Origin of the sequence: Psychroserpens luteus, from assembly GCF_015319355.1 — a bacterium.
Lineage (GTDB): Bacteria > Bacteroidota > Bacteroidia > Flavobacteriales > Flavobacteriaceae > Psychroserpens > Psychroserpens luteus.
Window position 1 is genome coordinate 47,184 of sequence record NZ_JADILU010000011.1, and the last position, 17,879, is coordinate 65,062.

22 protein-coding genes and 2 pseudogenes are annotated in these 17,879 nt (G+C 31.2%); 4 read left to right on the forward strand and 20 right to left on the reverse strand.

The features are described from left to right. Position 1: 1 nt before the first annotated feature. From IM744_RS19570 to IM744_RS19580, 3 genes are all read right to left on the reverse strand, one after another. Positions 2–862, reverse strand: a complete 861-nt coding sequence (locus tag IM744_RS19570) for an SPFH domain-containing protein (protein ID WP_194509870.1) — start codon at positions 860–862, stop codon at positions 2–4. 248 nt (positions 863–1,110) lie between these two features. After that, a complete protein-coding gene (locus IM744_RS19575; protein WP_194509871.1) occupies positions 1,111–2,037 on the reverse strand; it encodes an alpha/beta hydrolase in 927 nt (308 codons plus the stop codon). 465 nt (positions 2,038–2,502) lie between these two features. Beyond that, positions 2,503–3,102: an alpha-ketoglutarate-dependent dioxygenase AlkB family protein gene (locus IM744_RS19580; protein ID WP_194509872.1), complete on the reverse strand. Its 600-nt coding sequence runs from the start codon at positions 3,100–3,102 to the stop codon at positions 2,503–2,505. A 91-nt stretch (positions 3,103–3,193) separates the two neighbouring features. Between IM744_RS19580 and IM744_RS19585 the strand changes: the two genes are divergently transcribed. Together IM744_RS19585 and IM744_RS19590 are read left to right on the forward strand one after the other, a co-directional pair. Beyond that, complete coding sequence (locus IM744_RS19585) at positions 3,194–3,877, forward strand: M15 family metallopeptidase (protein ID WP_194509873.1); 684 nt, start codon at positions 3,194–3,196, stop codon at positions 3,875–3,877. 179 nt (positions 3,878–4,056) lie between these two features. Then, positions 4,057–4,857, forward strand: coding sequence for a tryptophan-rich sensory protein (locus IM744_RS19590; RefSeq protein ID WP_194509874.1), 801 nt, complete (start codon positions 4,057–4,059; stop codon positions 4,855–4,857). Between the two features lie 118 nt (positions 4,858–4,975). Here IM744_RS19590 and IM744_RS19595 read toward each other — a convergent pair whose 3' ends face one another. From IM744_RS19595 to IM744_RS19640, 10 genes are all read right to left on the reverse strand, one after another. Next, positions 4,976–5,689 (reverse strand): 3-ketoacyl-ACP reductase, encoded by a 714-nt coding sequence (locus IM744_RS19595; RefSeq protein WP_194509875.1) that lies wholly within the window; start codon positions 5,687–5,689, stop codon positions 4,976–4,978. A 25-nt stretch (positions 5,690–5,714) separates the two neighbouring features. Then, a complete protein-coding gene (locus IM744_RS19600) occupies positions 5,715–6,380 on the reverse strand; it encodes a peroxiredoxin-like family protein (RefSeq protein WP_194509876.1) in 666 nt (221 codons plus the stop codon). Positions 6,381–6,439: 59 nt separating this feature from the next. Beyond that, positions 6,440–7,198 carry an aspartate/glutamate racemase family protein gene (locus IM744_RS19605; RefSeq protein ID WP_194509877.1) on the reverse strand — a complete coding sequence of 253 codons (759 nt, stop codon included), beginning with the start codon at positions 7,196–7,198 and terminating at the stop codon, positions 6,440–6,442. A gap of 28 nt (positions 7,199–7,226) precedes the next feature. Then, positions 7,227–7,871: a DsbA family oxidoreductase gene (locus tag IM744_RS19610; protein WP_194509878.1), complete on the reverse strand. Its 645-nt coding sequence runs from the start codon at positions 7,869–7,871 to the stop codon at positions 7,227–7,229. An 88-nt stretch (positions 7,872–7,959) separates the two neighbouring features. Continuing rightward, complete coding sequence (locus tag IM744_RS19615) at positions 7,960–8,772, reverse strand: DUF6503 family protein (RefSeq protein ID WP_194509879.1); 813 nt, start codon at positions 8,770–8,772, stop codon at positions 7,960–7,962. A gap of 15 nt (positions 8,773–8,787) precedes the next feature. After that, a complete protein-coding gene (locus tag IM744_RS19620; RefSeq protein ID WP_194509880.1) occupies positions 8,788–9,477 on the reverse strand; it encodes a haloacid dehalogenase type II in 690 nt (229 codons plus the stop codon). 91 nt (positions 9,478–9,568) lie between these two features. Further along, entirely contained in the window at positions 9,569–9,877 is a 309-nt protein-coding gene (locus IM744_RS19625) for an EthD family reductase (protein ID WP_194509881.1), read from the reverse strand. Positions 9,878–9,955: 78 nt separating this feature from the next. Further along, complete coding sequence (locus tag IM744_RS19630; protein WP_194509882.1) at positions 9,956–10,519, reverse strand: carboxymuconolactone decarboxylase family protein; 564 nt, start codon at positions 10,517–10,519, stop codon at positions 9,956–9,958. Between the two features lie 74 nt (positions 10,520–10,593). Then, complete coding sequence (locus tag IM744_RS19635) at positions 10,594–11,157, reverse strand: TetR/AcrR family transcriptional regulator (RefSeq protein WP_194509883.1); 564 nt, start codon at positions 11,155–11,157, stop codon at positions 10,594–10,596. 175 nt (positions 11,158–11,332) lie between these two features. Beyond that, on the reverse strand, positions 11,333–13,177 hold the full coding sequence (locus tag IM744_RS19640; RefSeq protein WP_194509884.1) for a PLP-dependent aminotransferase family protein: 1,845 nt from the start codon (positions 13,175–13,177) through the stop codon (positions 11,333–11,335). A gap of 195 nt (positions 13,178–13,372) precedes the next feature. Here IM744_RS19640 and IM744_RS21010 point away from each other — a divergent pair. Next, a pseudogene (locus IM744_RS21010) lies at positions 13,373–13,492 on the forward strand (IS110 family transposase); the annotation flags it as partial. Between the two features lie 61 nt (positions 13,493–13,553). On the opposite strand, the gene IM744_RS19645 reads toward IM744_RS21010, so the two are convergent. The 3 genes from IM744_RS19645 to IM744_RS19655 all read right to left on the reverse strand — a co-directional run bounded on the left by IM744_RS19645 (position 13,554) and on the right by IM744_RS19655 (position 15,205). Then, positions 13,554–13,919 (reverse strand): hypothetical protein, encoded by a 366-nt coding sequence (locus IM744_RS19645; protein ID WP_194509885.1) that lies wholly within the window; start codon positions 13,917–13,919, stop codon positions 13,554–13,556. Between the two features lie 259 nt (positions 13,920–14,178). After that, positions 14,179–14,544 (reverse strand): hypothetical protein, encoded by a 366-nt coding sequence (locus tag IM744_RS19650; RefSeq protein ID WP_194509886.1) that lies wholly within the window; start codon positions 14,542–14,544, stop codon positions 14,179–14,181. Positions 14,545–14,764: 220 nt separating this feature from the next. Continuing rightward, positions 14,765–15,205: a lipocalin family protein gene (locus tag IM744_RS19655; RefSeq protein WP_194509887.1), complete on the reverse strand. Its 441-nt coding sequence runs from the start codon at positions 15,203–15,205 to the stop codon at positions 14,765–14,767. Positions 15,206–15,366: 161 nt separating this feature from the next. On the opposite strand from IM744_RS19655, the pseudogene IM744_RS21015 reads away from it, so the two are divergent. Beyond that, positions 15,367–15,474, forward strand: a pseudogene (locus IM744_RS21015) (IS110 family transposase); the annotation flags it as partial. Between the two features lie 53 nt (positions 15,475–15,527). On the opposite strand, the gene IM744_RS19660 reads toward IM744_RS21015, so the two are convergent. The 4 genes from IM744_RS19660 to IM744_RS20935 form a co-directional block, all read right to left on the reverse strand. Next, the gene (locus IM744_RS19660; protein ID WP_194509888.1) at positions 15,528–16,106 is read right to left on the reverse strand and encodes a hypothetical protein; all 579 of its coding nucleotides are present in this window, start codon (positions 16,104–16,106) and stop codon (positions 15,528–15,530) included. A 164-nt stretch (positions 16,107–16,270) separates the two neighbouring features. Next, the gene (locus IM744_RS19665) at positions 16,271–16,945 is read right to left on the reverse strand and encodes a TlpA family protein disulfide reductase (protein ID WP_194509889.1); all 675 of its coding nucleotides are present in this window, start codon (positions 16,943–16,945) and stop codon (positions 16,271–16,273) included. Positions 16,946–17,092: 147 nt separating this feature from the next. Beyond that, positions 17,093–17,677 (reverse strand): hypothetical protein, encoded by a 585-nt coding sequence (locus tag IM744_RS19670; RefSeq protein WP_194509890.1) that lies wholly within the window; start codon positions 17,675–17,677, stop codon positions 17,093–17,095. A gap of 115 nt (positions 17,678–17,792) precedes the next feature. Next, positions 17,793–17,879, reverse strand: a complete 87-nt coding sequence (locus IM744_RS20935) for an IS3 family transposase (protein WP_394355005.1) — start codon at positions 17,877–17,879, stop codon at positions 17,793–17,795.

Genomic DNA, 17,879 nt, shown 5'->3' on the forward strand with positions numbered 1-17,879 from the left:
TTTAATGATTTAAAGTTCCTGTGTTTAATACAGGTGATGCATCTTTATCTCCACAAAGTATCACCATTAAATTACTTACCATAGCAGCTTTACGCTCACCATCTAATTCTATAATTTGCTTTTTTTCTAACTGCTCAATTGCCATTTCAACCATGCTTACTGCACCTTCCACTATTTTATGACGTGCAGCAACAATTGCTGTTGCTTGTTGACGTTTTAACATTGCATTTGCAATTTCTTGTGCATATGCTAGATAACCAATACGAGCTTCTAGAACTTCAATACCTGCAATAGATAAACGTTCATCTATTTCTTTTTCTAAAGCTATACTCACTTCGTTGACACTTGATCTTAAGGTGATATCTTCATCAAGACCTTCATCTGCAAAATTGTCATAAGGGTACATGCTTGCTAGTTTTCTAACAGCAGCATCAGTTTGTACTCTAACAAAGTTTTCAAAAACGTCTACATCAAACGCAGCTTTATAAGTGTCTTGGACTCTCCAAACTAAAATGGTGCTAATCATAATCGGGTTACCAAGTTTGTCATTTACTTTTAAACGCTCGCTATCAAAATTTCTAGCACGTAGAGAGATTTTCTTTTTTGTATAAAAAGGGTTTACCCAATAAAATCCGTTTTTCTTAACTGTCCCTATATACTTACCAAAGAGTAGTAATACTCGAGATCCGTTAGGCTGTACCATTATAAATCCTGGAGCTATAAAGATAGCAACTGGGATAATAACTATAAATTCTGGATTTTTATTAGCTATAGCAGCTACAATTGATCCAAAAAATAATATTAGGAAAACAAGTAGCATTAGATATCCATTTGCTGGGACAATGATTTTTTCTTCTTTCATGGTTTGATGTTTTGGTTAGATAATTCAATATGATATTATATTGATATCAAATTTACATCAAACATTTTTATCTACCAAATAGAGTTTGGCACGCCATTTGCTTTATACATATTGTAAGTGATTATGATGATCTTAGAAGAGGAGTGATTACCTCGCATAAAGGAATAACATTTACATTTGGTTGGTTAGTTAATAAAAACGCATCTCTTTCTTGAGATGCGTTTTTTATTCAAATAAATTGCTGATTTTTACTTTAAGATGAAGCTTGAAATCGTAGTAATCAATTCTTCGGAAATTTTACGAGACGATTCATTATAGCTTTTTGAATTGACCAATTGATCACCTTCAATAATAAAGAGGACATGGTTCATTTTCTCGATAATTTTAATTTCAGACGTTTCCGAAGCATCTTTTAATAATTGAGCTTCATCAACCGAAACCTGAAGATCACTCGTTCCATTTATAATAAGTATAGGAATATCTAATGATTTTATGACCTCTTGCGGATTGTACTGCATCCAATTCATAATAAAAGGTTGCACATCTGCTCTAAAAACAGGAGCAAGCGGTTGAGGATAATCTGTTATTGCTTTTCCTTCTTTTAAACTTTTAAATGCTTTTTTTGTAGCATCAATAAGTGAAGGATCCATAGCACTAATTTGTTCAGTAATTACTTCATCAATAGATTGTCCTGCACCAGCTAGTGATATAAAACCATCTGCTTTGCCTTTTGCAGCAAGCATACCAACCAAACTTCCTTGACTGTGACCTATCACATAAATTTGCGAATACTTATTTTTTTCTTTAAAATAATCTATAACAGAAATAGCATCAGTCACAAAATCATCAAACTTAATATTAGGATCTACTTTGTTTTTAAGAATTTGCTTGACAATGCGTTTGTCATATCTAAAAGTAGCAATGCCTTTATTTGTAAGAGATTCAGCTAATTTTTTTAAGGAGTTGTTTTTCATGAAATTCTGGTTTCCGTTTCTATCGGTTGGTCCAGAACCAGCTATAATAATGGCAAGCTTAGGTTTGTCATTATCATTTGGAGTTAAAAGTGTGCCATCAATTAGTTTATTAATTTCAAGATCTTGAGTGCTATAAGTAAGATCTTGACTTTGTATGGTAAAGCAGAAACAAACTAATAAGAGACTTAAATAATATTTCATGTATTTATATTTTTTAATGTGAACATGTTGACAGTTTTTACATGTTGGTTTTAATTCTTTCTTTTTAATATGCTTTGCAATAGATGTAACAAAGTTAAACAAATTTATAGGAGGTTTATATCAGTTTTATAACTTCATTATCTTAAAAACAGTAAATTTAAATCATGTATTTCATCGGTGAAATGCAATATTTCATCTATAAATGTTAAAATTATGTGTATTTCGTCGATTTATTGTGTATTTTGACTTGTGTATTCAAAAAGGATTATATATTTGAAATGTACTAGAAATTTAGTTTTTAGTTCAATGGATTAATTAATTAATATTTGCATGTGATACGAATTAGAGACCCTAAATCTACCACATATAAAAAGCAAATTAAGGAAAACCAAGGTTGAGGGACCTTGGTTTTTTCGTATGCGCTATTTTGTACTTAAGTAAGCTCAGCTAACAATAGTTTGTTATTTATAGTAGTGTTCTAAAGGTTAAGTTTATTCGTTCTCCAATATCCTTTTTTGTCTTTGCAATTTGATGTAGCCAGTAATGTTGCATTTCTCCTCGCATAACTAATAAACTCCCATGATTAAGATTTATTTTATGTCGCTCGTCTTTTATATCACGATGTTTAAAATGAAATGGTCTTGTAGCTCCTAAACTCAAAGATGCAATCACAGGATTTTTTCCTAATTCTGTCTCATTATCTGCATGCCAACAGTTACTATCGTTTCCGTTGCGATATAAATTTAGTAAGACTGATGTGAATTTATGATTACTTTCTTGTTCTAAATCTAATTTGATTTGTTGCAATTCCGAAGTAAAAATAGATGGTTGCATCGTAATATTAGAATAACTGTAAGGCTTACTATTATTGGCATATAAAGCTGTGAGTCTTGGTTGTTTGTAAGTTTTTCCATAGATGGTAATATCATCTTGTTGCCAGTCTATAGTCTTTTTTAAAATGTCAAAATAATAATCTGCTTTTGCACCATCGTAAAAGTTTTCTATGTAGATTAATTCAGCATTTGGCAGATTAAAATGCCTTTTTTCTTCGGAAAATAAGTCCATCACTTAATTTTTATCTAATTTAGTGTTTGGTTGCAAAAAGAAATAAATTTAATATATTATGTTTACGACCAGCCACTAAAGTAGCTATATCATGAAGATTCACAAAACATTAATTTTATTATGTGCCTTAGTGGCTTTTGGATTTACATTTCAGCAGAAAAAAGAGCTTCCCGAAGGTTTTGTTTACGTCAAAGACATCATTCCAGATTTGAATGTGCAGTTACGTTATTATTCAACTCACAATTTTGTAGGTGACACCATCACAGGTTATAAAGCCAATAAATTGATTTTGACTAAACAATCTGCAGAAGCCTTAAAAAAAGTTCAAGCCGAATTGCAGGAACAAAATTTATGTTTGATGGTTTATGATGGCTATCGTCCGCAACGTGCAGTTAATCATTTTTCGCGATGGGCAAAAGATTTAAATGACACTTTACAAAAGCAAGAATTTTATCCAAAAGTCAATAAACGTCACTTGTTTAGAGACGGTTATATTGCATCTCGTTCTGGTCACAGTCGTGGGAGCACGCTAGATTTAACTATTATTGATGGAAATACTAGCGAGCCATTAGATATGGGAAGTCCTTATGATTTCTTCGGAAAAGAATCGTGGGTAGACCATCCAGACCTTACCAAAACACAATTAGCAAATAGGCAATTATTACAAAAAGTAATGCTCAAACACAACTTTAGAAACTACCCAAAAGAGTGGTGGCATTTCACGTTGCGTTGGGAACCTTTTCCTAAAACGTTTTTTGATTTTGAGGTAGAATAATTGTCTTGATCTATCATTGTAGAGATAGTTGGAATCAATAATTATGTGGATTCCTGATTTCTCAAGAATGACAATGGTATTTTAAAAGTAAAATCTTAATTGTTTGAGGCAAAATTAATTGCATGTCAGATATATTTATAATTAACAGTTTCTCATTTTTGTAAAATATAAATCTATAAATGAAAAAAATACTACAAATAGGCAATGGAGTTGCATTAATAGCAACTATTATCATGAATTATCTTTCTAACACAGGATTAATGAATGACACAACTATTGGAGAAATTTCTGGCGGATTGAGAACATTATTCACTCCAGCTGCTTACGCATTTTCCATTTGGGGAATTATTTATCTCATGCTTTTAAGTTTTGCTATTTATCAAGGTAGAAGTTTATTTGTAAAAGTGCGATATGATGATTTTGTGTTGCGAGTAGGTTGGTGGTTCATGTTATCATGTATAGCTAATAGTTTTTGGGTAGTAAGTTGGATTTACGGTTACACAGGATTATCTTGTTTTTTCATATTCTTACTCTTGTTCTCGCTTTTAAAAATTGTTTGGAATAACCGTATGGAATTATGGGATGCACCAATCTCTGTAATCGCATTTTTGTGGTGGCCATTCGTTATTTATAGCGGTTGGGTAACGGTTGCAAGTATTGTAAATGTAGCTGCTTATTTAGTGAAAATCAATTGGGATGGTTTTGGGATTTCTCCAGTAATCTGGACACTTATCATGATTGTCATCGCAACACTCATAAATATTATTATCACTTGGAAACGTAATATGCGCGAATTTGCACTCGTTGGTGCTTGGGCTTTAATCGCAATTGGTGTCGCTAATTTTTCTTCGGAAATTTTAATTGCTTACACTGCTTTTGCTGCTGCAGGAATTTTAATTATTAGCAGTGGGATTCATAGCTCTAAAAATAAAGATACGAATCCCTTTACTAAGTTTTTAGAGTTTAAAAAAGGGAAATAAATTTTGCGTTTAGAAGGATGTTTTGCTTAATATTAGAACAAAGACAACTCTTTATTATTTCCTTTTCATAGCTGAATGTGTTATTCAACAGTTTATAAACTCTAATTTATTTAAGTTTTTAAGGATTAGTAGACCATAGTGATCCGCTAGCCATCATTGCACGTCTAGGTAATTGTAAGCCTGCAATAATAAATTGAGCAAAATCCTCAGGTTGCAATACCGTTTCTGTATTACCATCTGTAATTCCTAAATCTAAAGACATATCAGTCGCAATTGTACTTGGTGTTAAAGTATTGACTCTAATATTGTTTTTACGAACTTCTTTCATTAAGGATTGTGATAATCCTATAACAGCAAATTTTGAAGCAGAATAAGCAGAAGTCGTAGCATTTCCACTTAAACCTGCAGTAGAAGAAATATTAATAATATCACCTTCATTTTTATCAATCATGCAAGGAAGTACTTCTTTAGTTACATAATACATTCCCAAAACGTTAGTTTTAATAATGTTTTCCCATAACGCAGGCTCCATTTCATTTAAAGTTCCAAAAGCAGCGATACCTGCATTGTTTACTAAAATATCTACGGTGCCTAAATTTGAAATTATATTTTTAATTCCAGTTTTAACCTCTTCATAATTTCCAACATCAAACACTTCATAAAAAGCATTTACACCCAATGCCTTTAGCTCTGCAACTGTTTCATTTAATTTGACTTCATTTCTACCAGTAATAGCAACATCAATTCCTAATTTAGCAAATGCTAATGCGGTCGCTTTTCCTAATCCTTTGCTTCCACCAGTAATGATGGCTTTTTTGTTTTTTAATTCCATTGAATTCGATTTTTATATATAAATTTTATTTCAGTTTTTCTAAAGCTTCAATAATTTCAGAAGATTCTGCTCTTTCTCTATAATCTGCATCTAAAAACGCATATTGAATGATACCATTTTTGTCAATAATATAAGTTGCAGCCAAAGGTAACTCATTGCTATCATCTCCATTTTTTTCATTTAAACCAAATCCATTTTGGTAAATGGATGCAACATCATCTGTTAGTTTAAATACAACACCATATTCTTTTCCAATAGTATTACCTGCATCACTTAAAACTATAAACTCTAAATTGTTTTTTTCTGAAGTACTTAAAGAGTTATCTGGTAACTCAGGTGTTAATGCGATAAGCGTTGCACCTGCTTTTTGAAATTCGGGTAATTTTTCTTGTAAATAGTGTAATGTTATATTGCAATAAGGACACCATCCACCTCTGTACCACGTTAAAACTACGGGTCCGTTTTCTAGTTCGTCATATAAAGAAATAGATTTGTTTAGTGCGTTATTTAATGTGAAATTGGGTGCTTTATCACCTAAGTTTAATGCTTTTTCAAGTACACCAGAATGAGCGATACTTGAGATACCGTCTGCATAAATTTGATTTTTTTCTTCAGTAAATTTTTCAGCACCTTCTTTACGTTTTACGTCTAATAATGCATCTAATTCCCCTTTATTTTTATTTGTTGCCATATTTTGATTTTCGTGTAATTTTATTCAAAAACCGTAAGTACTAAACGGATTTCTTTTTTTTAATGTATCAGAATTTCTCTCATCTTTTTGGACTCTCTTATCAACGCACTTGCAAGTACAGTTGTAGCATCAATAATTAAACTGTCTTCTATTTTTTCATATTGTATGGCTAACGGAATTTCTGTACAACCTAAAATTACAGCTTGAGCACCTTTTCTTGATAAGTAAGTTGCTGCCATACTTAGGTTTTCTTTAGCTTTCTCGTTCACTGGATTAGAAAAAGCTTTAATCCCATAACTAGTATCGTAAATGGAAGGATGCACAAATAAATCTTGGATGTCTTCTGATGGTTGTATCACTTCAATATTATATTTAGCCAATACTACTGGATATACTTTTGCTAAAATGGTACCTGTAGTTCCTAAAACACCCACTTTTGTGATTTCTAGATACTTGGTTGAAATATGTAAACCAACTTCTTCAATGAGATTAATTAACACACAAGACTCTGGTATACTCTTTTCAATAAAGCTTAAAATAGGTCTTGCGTGTGCTGTATTACATGGAATAGCAATTACTCTAGAGCCACTAGCAATTAATGATGCTATAATTTCTGAAATAGCAATACCTGGATTAATATCCGTTTCACCTAAAAGATATTTAGTACGATCTATAATTTTATGTGGCACAGACAGCATAGACACTGGTAAATGTTCTTGGTCTGATTTTGCCTCAGTAAGGTCGTAGACCTTTTTTATTAAATCGATTCCTGCGTAGCTACCAACGCCACCCACGATACCTATCATTTTATTTTGCATTGCTATATTTTTGTTGCTAATATCGCTTTTATTCGGCAACCAATTCAGAAAGTACTTGTTTAAAAGTTTCTACCGGTTGTGCACCAGTTACCGCACTTTTTCTATTAAAAACGATGGTTGGTACAGAATTAACACCTAAATTTTTCCAGTAGTTTTGTTTAGTTCTTACTTCGTTTCGTGCTTCTTCATTATCTAATCTAGCAATTCCTTCTTCAGCATTTAAGCCAACATCTAATAATGCTTGTTTTAAAACATCTCTTTTTGAAACATCTTTACGTTCACTAAAAAATGCAGTTGTCAAACACATTTTTAGTTCGGTTTGTTTATTAAATTCTTTAGCGTACTCTAATAAAATATGAGCATCAAAAGTATTCACCATGCGCATTTCGTCAAAATAATCGAAGGTAAAGCCAAGTTCGGCACCAACTTCTGTCATATTTCGTTTTGATTCTTTCTGCTGTTCTAAAGTAGATCCATATTTTTCGGTAATATGTTCATTTACATTTTGACCTTCCGCAGGCATGTTCGGGTTTAACTCAAAAGGTTGCCATTCTATCTCTACTTGATCATTAATACCAAGTTCTGAAATTGCTTTTTCCAAACGTTTGTATCCAATGGTACACCAAGGACACACCACATCTGAAACGATATCTATTTTAAGTTTAGTTTTCATAATATCTATTTTTAGGTTTCATTAAGCCGATTACTTTGTTACTTTAGATTAAGTACAGTTTTACAGGTATTGCCTAATGAATGGTATCTTATTTTTTGAAATTTTGTTCTGTTAAATTATTATTGAATTTTATGTCAGACCATTTAACCTTTATCCATGGAGCATCAGTTACATCAGCATTCCAATTTGATTTTTTATATTTTCGTTTTGTAGGCAATAGAAGTCCTTCAATATTCTCATATTCAAGCTTCATCAAATTAGGAGTATCCATTACACCAAAATCTGCAACAGTAAATAAAAATTGATCTACCAACATTGTTTTTTTGTTGATGTACAATTGATAGATATCTGTAGGTTTATCATCCTTTAAATCAAAGCTTACTTTTACAATGTCATATTCGTTACCATCTATTGTTTTCTCTCCTAGGTGCTCATATTTTAAACCATTATCTAATAATTTTTGCATCATAGTAAACCAATAAAAGTTAGTAGGTCTATTAAAATGAACTTTAGCCATTAGGTCTTCGTCTGTTAAGATTTTTCCATTATGTTTTAGCCAAAATTCATTACCATCGTAACCTTGTTCTATAGGTCCTTCAAGTTGAGACAATGTTCTTTCATGCTTCTTGTAAGCACCATAAGATAGCTCTCCATTAAATATGTATTTTTCTGTAACGAGGTCTGTTTTACCATCAGGTGTTTGATAGGTGTATGTATAAATGACATTCTTTTTTTCAAGGAGTTTATTATAATTTCCCGTTTTCTGTGTCATATTGTAAACCAATTCATGACCTTTATTTTTAAAATCTTGAACAGTTTGTGTTTTCGAACTTACTTTGTCATTATTACCACATGACATTAATAATAAGCTTAGTATTACTGTGAAAATATTAATTTTCATACGTTTTATAATGTTTTATTTATAGGTTGTGAGAATGTTTGCTATTGCTTTTAAATCAGATTCTTCAATTTCAGTTTTGGGAGCTAAGGGGAAAATTTGTTGTCCAGGTCTACTAACAAAAGCAGCTCTCCAGCCAGCCCAAAGTGCTCCGGCAACATCCCAACCATGTGCTGCAATAAGCATACACTCTTCGGGTTTTACGTTTAACTTGTTTGCTGCCCAATTGTAGGTGTCTGTAAAAGGTTTGAATTTACCAACATCTTCAATACTTAATCTTTCGTCAAAATACTCGGTTAAACCAGCGCTTTCGAACTGCTTTTTAACCCCTTCATTAGATGAGTTTGTTAAAGAAACTAATGTGAAGCCAGCTTGCTTTAATTGTGTTAACGCTTCTTTTACTTCAGGATGCGCAGGCAAACCACGTAAACCAGAAAGAATCACTTTGCGAGCTTCTTCTTCAGAAATTATAATATTGTTATTCGCAGCGACCATTTGTAAAGCTGCAGCACCAATATGCCCAAAAGGTTCATAGCGACCGCTTGCCGAAACCACTAAAGAATATTGTAACATGGTTGTAAACCATAATGGTAATAAGTCTTGGTTTCCGCCTAAAGCGTCGCCAACTTGTTGTTTCATTTTAGTAAGATCTAAAAGCGTTTCATTAACGTCAAAAAATAATACTTTAGGTCTGATTTTTGTGTCCATTTGATTGCGATTTTTTATATAAAAATATATTTAAAAATACTAAAACTATATATCCAATAGGCATTACAGGTGGCTTAAATTTCATTGGTAATTATAAAACTTCACTAATTTGAACTTGTGGTTGTGCGTTAGTGAAATTTGGAAGATCAGCTAAGATAGCTTCAGAGTTTACTCCAAAGGATTGTTGGAACGTTGCCATAGACTCAAACACTAAATTCGCAATGACTACAAAAGGAGCAGGTTGCTCTGGAGTGGCTCCAATAATCCCAAAATTAATATCTGAAGATACGATTGCATCACCCAACAAATCGGCAAGTAATTGACTGTGTTGCTTTGTGTAATAGTCTTTATCAAATTTTAGACCTTCACTGTTTGGATATAGTACTGTTATTTTAATCATATTGTTTTATTTATTAATAAACCTTCCTCACAAAAGGAGGAAGGTTTAAAGCTATTAATCAGGGTGTGGTCATAGGAATTAAGAAACCACTTTCTCTTTAGACCAAGCAAAAGGTTTAAAAGGTGCATCTACTGCAGTATTTGCAATATGATTTGTATAGTTGCTAATTACTTTTTGAGACAATCCTAAGATGATTTCTAAGACTTGTTGCTCACCATAACCTGCTGCATAAAATGCTGCTAGTTCTTCTTGAGATACATGTCCGCGATTACGAGTAATTGCTAATGTTAATGTACGTAATGCTTCTAATTTAGAATCTTCAAGAGGTGTTTCATTACGTAGAGCTTCAGTAATAGCATCATCAACTTTCATCATTTTTGCAATTGCTGTATGTGCAGGTACACAGTAATGACATTCATGTTCTACGTTAATCGTTTGCCATACTACAGTTAATTCATCTTTATTAAAAGACGTTTCTGTAAATAATTTATGGATGGTCTGGTAAGCTTCTAAAATACCAGGAGCTCCTGCTAAAACACCATGTAAACCAGGAATCATTCCGTTAGCTTTAAGTGATTGCTCTAATAATGCTTTGCTACCTTCTGGAGCAGTTTCAATGTTGTGAACTTTTAATGTTGTCATATTTTTCTTTTTTATTTTAATTGATATGTTAATTATTTCTAAACGTTCGTTTAGTTATTTTGTAAAAAAAATGTTTAAATATTTACAAAAGTCATTTCAATATAATCTTCAATTTCTTTTGTAGTATTAACTCTAGATGCTGCTGCTAAACCATGTTTTGCTAATAATAAATAATTAGCTTGTTTTAGTATTGTAGTTTCGTCTTTAGTTGTATTTATTTTTAATTTCTCAATAAATAACTCTTTAAGATTATCCATGAAAGAAATCATTTCTTCTTTTATTAATTGATCTTCATTTTCAGAAAACTCATTATAAGTATTGGTAACCAAACACCCTTTCTGGTCATGCCCTTTATAATTTGCATCAACAGAGTCATAGAAAAATTGCTTAATATCTTCAACACCATTTGTGGCATTCTTAAATTTTTCTAATATAACGCTAACTTTAGTTTTGTAGCATTTTAGACTTTCAAGAAACAAACCATGTTTGTTACCAAAACTAGAATATATAGAAAACTTGTTAATGCCCATTTCTTTTTCAAGCATTTGCATAGACGTTGTTTCGTAGCCATTTTTCCAAAATAGGTTCATTGCTTTTTCAACAACTAAGTCTTCGTTATATTGTTTTTTTCTTGCCATGTTAACTTTCCGTGAAAACGGAAACATTTTCTAATTACAATACAAAACTAACCAATCGTTTAGAAATAAAAAAGGATTTAACATAATTTTAAATTTATGCTTCAATAGTTTTGGATGAATTCTAAAAATTACTGTGCATTACTAAACTTATAACGCACAGCAATTATCTATAGTTTTAAATACTTTTAACGAAATCTAAAAACACTTTTTTATGCAATTCAAGATCTAGGTTAGGAGACAATGAAGCACGCACAATATAATCTTTGTCACCTTCTTTAGTGGTGCCTTGAGTAGAGGTTGCAGGTATCGTCCAATAACAACCTTTTAATTGTCCGTAGCTTACACAAAACTTACTTTCATTAGGGATTTCAGTAATCATCAAATTGATTAACTTCAAATTTAAAGCTCTTTTGTATGTTTCTCTTTCTTCATCAGTTTGTCCTTTAGTTGGAAGGTCTAATGAAAAAACAGAAGGTGTAAACCCTTGATCAGCCAATTCATCTGAAACAAAATTAATCTTTGCATCAGGTAAAACGCCATGAATAAAGTTTACAAATTCGCGTGTGTTTTTATAGGCATCAATAATTCTTTGATTCATTGAAGGCAATTGTGTTGCTAAGATTTCATATTGAAGATCTGTAGCCTCATTATCACAAAGCTCTAGATGCATTTCTATCTTGCCCATCAATGCAGCAGTTTTATTATTTCCTACGCAATAACCAGCAGTACATTGTCCACCACTTGGGAATTTAGATCCACTAGCATAAGAAATAGTTCTCACTGTTGAGAGTATCTTATCTTCACCTAAAAAGAGCACATTAGGACAAAACGTTTGATCCAAAATAAAAACAGGATCTATAGCAATCTCACCCGTTGAGGTTCTGCGCTCTTTACTTAAAGCCTCTTTTAATTTAATAAGATCAGGAACTTCAACTCTAGGGTTTGTAGGAATTTCAGCAATAATATAAGGTATAGCATCCTGCTTAGCAATGGTATCTAAAACAGTATGGATACTTTTTACCATATCATTATCACCATCTACAGGTAAATCTACCACTTCAACATGATCAAGACAAGCAGCAACACGTCTAGCTTGGTCATTTGTACCACCATAACAATTTGGCGGAACAATAAACTTAATAGCCTTTCCTTTATGATTTTCTAACGCATCATGAATTAAACCCATCATAATAGCATATTGAATAGATAATCCACTAGAAGCCACCAAAGGCTTTAATTCTGTACCAGTAATAGTTGAAATTAAATCTAAAACGCGGGTTTTATTTGTAGAGTTATCTTTTGTTTTATTCTCAATAGGAGAGTGCGCTACTAACGATTTTAAAGCAGCTAGTGAATTAGCAGGAGTCATTGCAATCGTTTCTCTACGTCTTACATGCTGAATATCTGAAATATAACTTGCATTTTCTTTTCCATTTACAACTAAAACGCTTCCTAAATGAGAATAAAGGTTGATAAAAAAGTCAACATTTGGGTTTAGGTTAACGCTGCCTATTTCATCTTGATTAGAAATAAAAACGGTACTACCATTAAACTCAACAATTGCTTCTGCGCTTTCCACTTGTTTCAACTCAAATTTATAACCGTAAACACGCTTTATCACTTCAGCATCAAAATATTCTGGTAAAGAACCAGTATAAACAATTTGAGTGTTTTTATTGTCTAATAAATTTTTCCGCAGAATAGAAAAAACAGGAATTGTCTTAGAATCAAAACTAATTACATGTTCAGCATTCAAGTCATATAAGTTTCCAATTGCCCATTCTAGCACACAAGATAAAGGATGACCCAATCTTATGTAATCATAAGCAGTAGGTAATATGTCTAAGGATGAGGTTTGAGAATTATTATCGTTATATAGAGTTTCAAACTGTTCTAGAAATTGAGTTTTCGCCAATTTTTCATCATAAATATCTAAGCGATGGGTTGTAGTATTCAACCAACCAATAGGCATACGTTCTAGTACGTCTTTTATATAATTAAGCATTTGATTTTGTTCCATGATTTCCATTTTTAATGGTGTCGCAAAGATACATTAATTAGATTTTTTTAAAGTGTAGCAGCGCGATTTTGTATTCTGTTTAACACTTGTCTAAAATTTGACTTCATAATTACAAAAGGATGCTATTTTTTTTCTTCGGAAATTTTAGGTGTGTGGACTATTCTAGCTGTTATAGAACTTTTAGTTAATAGTAGAAAAAGGAAGAACAGAGAATTAGCATTAATAGTAGTTTGTAACAAAATATTAAAACAAGCCTTTGCCATTGCTAAATCAGGATTAATATTTGATAATGAATATAAAAGTAAACTAGTTAAAATTCAATGGATTTTTACTTGTTTTTTAGCACAGTACTTTGTTAGCAGTAGTTTTTACTTTTTTACCAGATGTTTATAGTTTCAATAAATTCCGAGTCTCCTGTCACACTGATTTTTATTTTAGAAGGAACAAAACTTTTTCCTTTATATTCAGCTTCGGCAGAAAAATTCAATTTTTTTCCGTCAATTAATAATTCCTCTAGCATTTTATCAAATCGATGTTTAAAGATTTGGGCAAATTCAGGAACGTAAAGAATATTTCTTTCACTATCTTCTCCACCAAATTCTAATCCTATTAGGTGAAGTTTTACCAATTCTCCTTTTTTGTATAAACCAATAGCTTTACTTTTAGAAGTAATTCTGCTGAAATCAGGTCCATTTCCGTTTTCTAATTTCGAATTGTCATTTTTTTTAAACCAATTTAACATATTCAGTTATTTTATTTTCGATTTCGAGTGTTTTCCAGATTGTTGGCAACGTGTTGTGTATGGTTAGTTGCGTTGGCAGGAACTAAGTTAGTAAAAGAAACCGAACCAATAGGAAAATCCACAGGATTTTCCGAGTAAACACAACACAAGCAATTGATTATACATGGTGTTGTGCGTTCGTTTTTTATCTCACGTTTTGTTTTAAATTCAGATTTTTTCTTTGACTTATGTTTTTAAAGAATTTGGGGTTTGTTTTTTACTAAACCTTTAATATATTAATATTTGATTTTTTCAGATGCTCAATCCATTTAGCAGGATAATTCACTACAAATTTAAGTACTCTTTCATTTGATAGTATAATTTTAAGACCATTATCTATTAATTGCAAAGTTTTTACTCTATTAGCCGAATCAATTTCAGATAAGTTTAAGTATTCATCTTTTCCTCCTAGACCTAAATTGAAAATATGAGGAATAAATATCAAACGTTCTTGAGTCAGTATCAATTTCCCACCAACAGCTAAGGCTCCTTTCCATAAATTTGCGCCATCAGAAAAAATTTCGGTCTCATTTTGATTGTAATTAATTTTCAAATCTTGCTTAAATAACTCAACAAGTAAATTCATAATTTTTGATTTTTATTAATTATTTTTATTTTCTGCATCAAATCGATTTTTAATTTTTTACAGATTTTTGCTTAAATGACGCACAACGGTCTTGTGTATGATTTCGTTGCGTGTTTAAGCAATAAAGTTAGCAAATAAATCACAGATAGAAAGTCCGCGAGGACTTTCGTAAGTAGGCTATAACTAGCAATGAATTATACACGGTGTTGTGTGTAGTACTTTATTTCAGAAATCTAATTCTTTCTCCAGTATCAGGATCCGACAAAAAATACCATAATTGATAATTCTCCTTTAACTTATAAATTTCTAAATTCTTTGAGGTTTTTATATCGTTAAAATTCAGTTTAATTTTTTTCGTATCATATTGCTCAATAATTTCCCACGTTCCAGATGAAGTTCCGTTATTAATTTCTCGGTCAAATAGATTTTGAGAATTATTCATTTCGAAAAGATTATCAGGCTTAAATGTCAAAACAATACTATCAGTTTTAATTTCCGAAAGATACTCGTATGAAAATTTGTCCATTTTCCAAGTTCCTATAATATCATTTGAATTTACTTCAACATTTTTTCTCTCAATATTTACATCGATTGGTCCCATAAAATGGCAAGATGTAAATCCAAGAACTAAAATCAATAAAATCCAATAATGTCTTTTCATTTCAATTTTTGAGTTTGGTTGGGTATTACACACAACAATTGGATATACACTATAATCTATACCCACAGTTAGACGAAGTTCGACTATTTTTTTGATAAAGTCAAGTTTGAAACTTTTTGGTTCAATTCATATGGGCACTCGTTACAAAGGAGCGCTAGCAGAGGGAATTAGCATTAATAGCAGTTTGTAAAAAACTATTAAAACAAGCATCTGTAATAGCTAAGTCAGGATTAATATTTGGTAATGAATATAAAAGTAAACTAGTTAAAATTCAATGGATTTTTACTTGTTTTTTAGTACAGTACTTTGTTGGCAACTGGCTTTATTTCATTATTTCAGTCAGATAAACGATTCCGAAAATCCAACCAACATAGAGTAGAGTATAAGTTAGCGAGTAAACTGCTGAAATTCCAATATCTCCTTTTGTGTCTTTTGATTTATTAAAAACGAATTTTAATGCTCTGAAAAAAATCCAATACAACATTGCTAAAATTATAAAAAGCGAAAACCAAAAAACAGCTTCCAAAACGATTAGTAATACAATTATCAAAATTGTCATTACAATCCATAAGAGAATGGATAAAATCAATCCACCAATTCCATCTCCAACATCAATTGAAGGTGTGTCGAAAGTTGGTGAAGCATTTCCCATTATATCACCTCGTTTAAAATTCCGAAACTTTGGAAAATTGTCAATCAATCCAATTCCTTTATAAAGTCCATAAGTCATAAACAGGAATAGTGATGTTGCTATAATTCCTAAAGATAAATATAGATTTGAAGTTAGACTTCGATTGTAATTAATTCCTGTCAGATAAACAGTGAGAATTGTAATTCCGATTACGAGTAATGAAACTATGAAAACGGATTTTCCTTTTAAATAATTCTGTTTAATTTTCAATTCAGAGTATTTTGGTCAGTTTGTTACCAACGGTTTCGTGCATGAAAAGTAGCGCTGAAAATAAGCTGTTACTTTCCGGATTAAATTCAAGCCGAATTTTTAAAAACGCCAAAACCTTAGTGTTAGCAACGACTTGCGCTATTTTTTATATACATCTTTGTTAGCTATAGTAACTTTTCCAGTTCCATATCTATCATTTCATTAGAATTATCGGTTGCAATCATTCCTGTAAATGATGTAATAATTCCATTCTTATCTAAATAAATATTCAATGGATATGCTTGATTATTCAATTTGTCTATCTCATTTTTAGCACTAACAAAATGCGTGTAGTTAAAAGATTTTTTTACTAAGAAATCAACCACCTTTTCCTTAGACTCAAATGTAATGGCTACAAAGTTTACATTTTCGGCATATTTTTCTTTTAGTTTATTTAAGTTCGGCATTTCCTCAATACAAGGCGGACAATTTATAAACCATAAATTAATTAAAGTTGGTTTTCCATTAAGTGTAGATAGATTTACTTTCTCTCCATCTATCGAAGTTAATTCGGAAAATGGTAGTTTTTCACCTATAAAAGGTTCCATATTAGAAAATGGATTCACTGTTTCTTTAACCGTTGTTTTGAAAATCTTTATAATTGAGTCGTTTCTCTCAACAACTGACAATATATCTTCCTGTAATTCTCCTCTTTCAGACATTTTTATTTTAATGTCTTCATATTCTTTCAACGTGAATATTTTCCCATTTTGAGCTTGAAAATATGTTTCTTTTTTAGTTTTCTCCTTACACGAAAAAATCATCAAGCACATTAAAATTAGAATTGTTGTTTTTTTCATAATTTTTATTATTTATTGTAGCTAACGGTCTTGTGTATGGTTAAGCAACTAATTTAGCAAATAAATCACGGATAGAATATTCCGAAGGAATGTTCGTAAGTCGGCAGTGACCAAGCAATTAATTATACATGGTGTTAGCCACAGTTTTTATTCTGTTTTTATTCGAATTATTGTATCCGTTTCTATATTTCGTTCAGTTTCGTAATCGTATTTATTATACTTTATTTTTAATTCCGACTTTCCATTCGCTGATTTAATCAAAACACTCTTAAAATCAATTACTTCGTGAAGATTTATTTCCGTTTTTTTCTTTTCCAACAACCAGTATTTTTTTTCAGTTACTTCGTAAGGACAACAAGCTCCCATAAATCCTTGATATTTTGAATAAACCACAATTTTCTCGTTTTCCGTTTTAATTTTATTCGGATAGATTGGGTAGAGAACTGTCGATGTCAAAAGAGTAAAAAATATTCCGCCAAACAACCAAAGTATTAAATTCAAAAGTGGCGTGATAAAATAAAAACTATAATAGATTACTGCTTTTTTAAATGGCTTAAAATTCCAGAAAAAGAGAATAATTCCGCTCGCATAAATCAACAAGGTTATCAAATACGTTAATCTATAATTCAGACTTATTTCAATCGTGTTTTTCAGAGTGAAATTCAATAAAGCAAAACCCAAAAGGTAGAAATGAATCTTTGTAATTATATCTCTGATTTGGGTTTTCGTCATATTGTGGCTAACTTTGTTGTATATGGTTTGTTGCGTGTTTTAAGCAACTAATTTAGTAAATAATTACCGACCAAGAAAAAATAGACTGCACCCAAAAGCTTAGACAAATTTATAATTAATTTTGACAATAATTAGCTCGATATTCAATCGGGCTCATTCCATTTAGATTTAGTTTAATTCTTTCATTATTATAATACTTTAT

What these genes read in the sequence shown, in the direction of transcription:
- IM744_RS19645 (WP_194509885.1), bottom strand. Translation starts at nt 13,919, where the DNA reads ATGTTAAATTGGTTTAAAAAAAATGACAATTCGAAATTAGAAAACGGA.
- IM744_RS19625 (WP_194509881.1), bottom strand. Translation starts at nt 9,877, where the DNA reads ATGATTAAAATAACAGTACTATATCCAAACAGTGAAGGTCTAAAATTT.
- IM744_RS19670 (WP_194509890.1), bottom strand. Translation starts at nt 17,677, where the DNA reads ATGACGAAAACCCAAATCAGAGATATAATTACAAAGATTCATTTCTAC.
- IM744_RS19615 (WP_194509879.1), bottom strand. Translation starts at nt 8,772, where the DNA reads ATGAAAATTAATATTTTCACAGTAATACTAAGCTTATTATTAATGTCA.
- IM744_RS19575 (WP_194509871.1), bottom strand. Translation starts at nt 2,037, where the DNA reads ATGAAATATTATTTAAGTCTCTTATTAGTTTGTTTCTGCTTTACCATA.
- IM744_RS19650 (WP_194509886.1), bottom strand. Translation starts at nt 14,544, where the DNA reads ATGAATTTACTTGTTGAGTTATTTAAGCAAGATTTGAAAATTAATTAC.
- IM744_RS19580 (WP_194509872.1), bottom strand. Translation starts at nt 3,102, where the DNA reads ATGGACTTATTTTCCGAAGAAAAAAGGCATTTTAATCTGCCAAATGCT.
- IM744_RS19590 (WP_194509874.1), top strand. Translation starts at nt 4,057, where the DNA reads ATGAAAAAAATACTACAAATAGGCAATGGAGTTGCATTAATAGCAACT.
- IM744_RS19630 (WP_194509882.1), bottom strand. Translation starts at nt 10,519, where the DNA reads ATGACAACATTAAAAGTTCACAACATTGAAACTGCTCCAGAAGGTAGC.
- IM744_RS19585 (WP_194509873.1), top strand. Translation starts at nt 3,194, where the DNA reads ATGAAGATTCACAAAACATTAATTTTATTATGTGCCTTAGTGGCTTTT.
- IM744_RS19655 (WP_194509887.1), bottom strand. Translation starts at nt 15,205, where the DNA reads ATGAAAAGACATTATTGGATTTTATTGATTTTAGTTCTTGGATTTACA.
- IM744_RS19620 (WP_194509880.1), bottom strand. Translation starts at nt 9,477, where the DNA reads ATGGACACAAAAATCAGACCTAAAGTATTATTTTTTGACGTTAATGAA.
- IM744_RS19595 (WP_194509875.1), bottom strand. Translation starts at nt 5,689, where the DNA reads ATGGAATTAAAAAACAAAAAAGCCATCATTACTGGTGGAAGCAAAGGA.
- IM744_RS19635 (WP_194509883.1), bottom strand. Translation starts at nt 11,157, where the DNA reads ATGGCAAGAAAAAAACAATATAACGAAGACTTAGTTGTTGAAAAAGCA.
- IM744_RS19665 (WP_194509889.1), bottom strand. Translation starts at nt 16,945, where the DNA reads ATGAAAAAAACAACAATTCTAATTTTAATGTGCTTGATGATTTTTTCG.
- IM744_RS19610 (WP_194509878.1), bottom strand. Translation starts at nt 7,871, where the DNA reads ATGAAAACTAAACTTAAAATAGATATCGTTTCAGATGTGGTGTGTCCT.
- IM744_RS19600 (WP_194509876.1), bottom strand. Translation starts at nt 6,380, where the DNA reads ATGGCAACAAATAAAAATAAAGGGGAATTAGATGCATTATTAGACGTA.
- IM744_RS19640 (WP_194509884.1), bottom strand. Translation starts at nt 13,177, where the DNA reads ATGGAACAAAATCAAATGCTTAATTATATAAAAGACGTACTAGAACGT.
- IM744_RS19605 (WP_194509877.1), bottom strand. Translation starts at nt 7,198, where the DNA reads ATGCAAAATAAAATGATAGGTATCGTGGGTGGCGTTGGTAGCTACGCA.
- IM744_RS19570 (WP_194509870.1), bottom strand. Translation starts at nt 862, where the DNA reads ATGAAAGAAGAAAAAATCATTGTCCCAGCAAATGGATATCTAATGCTA.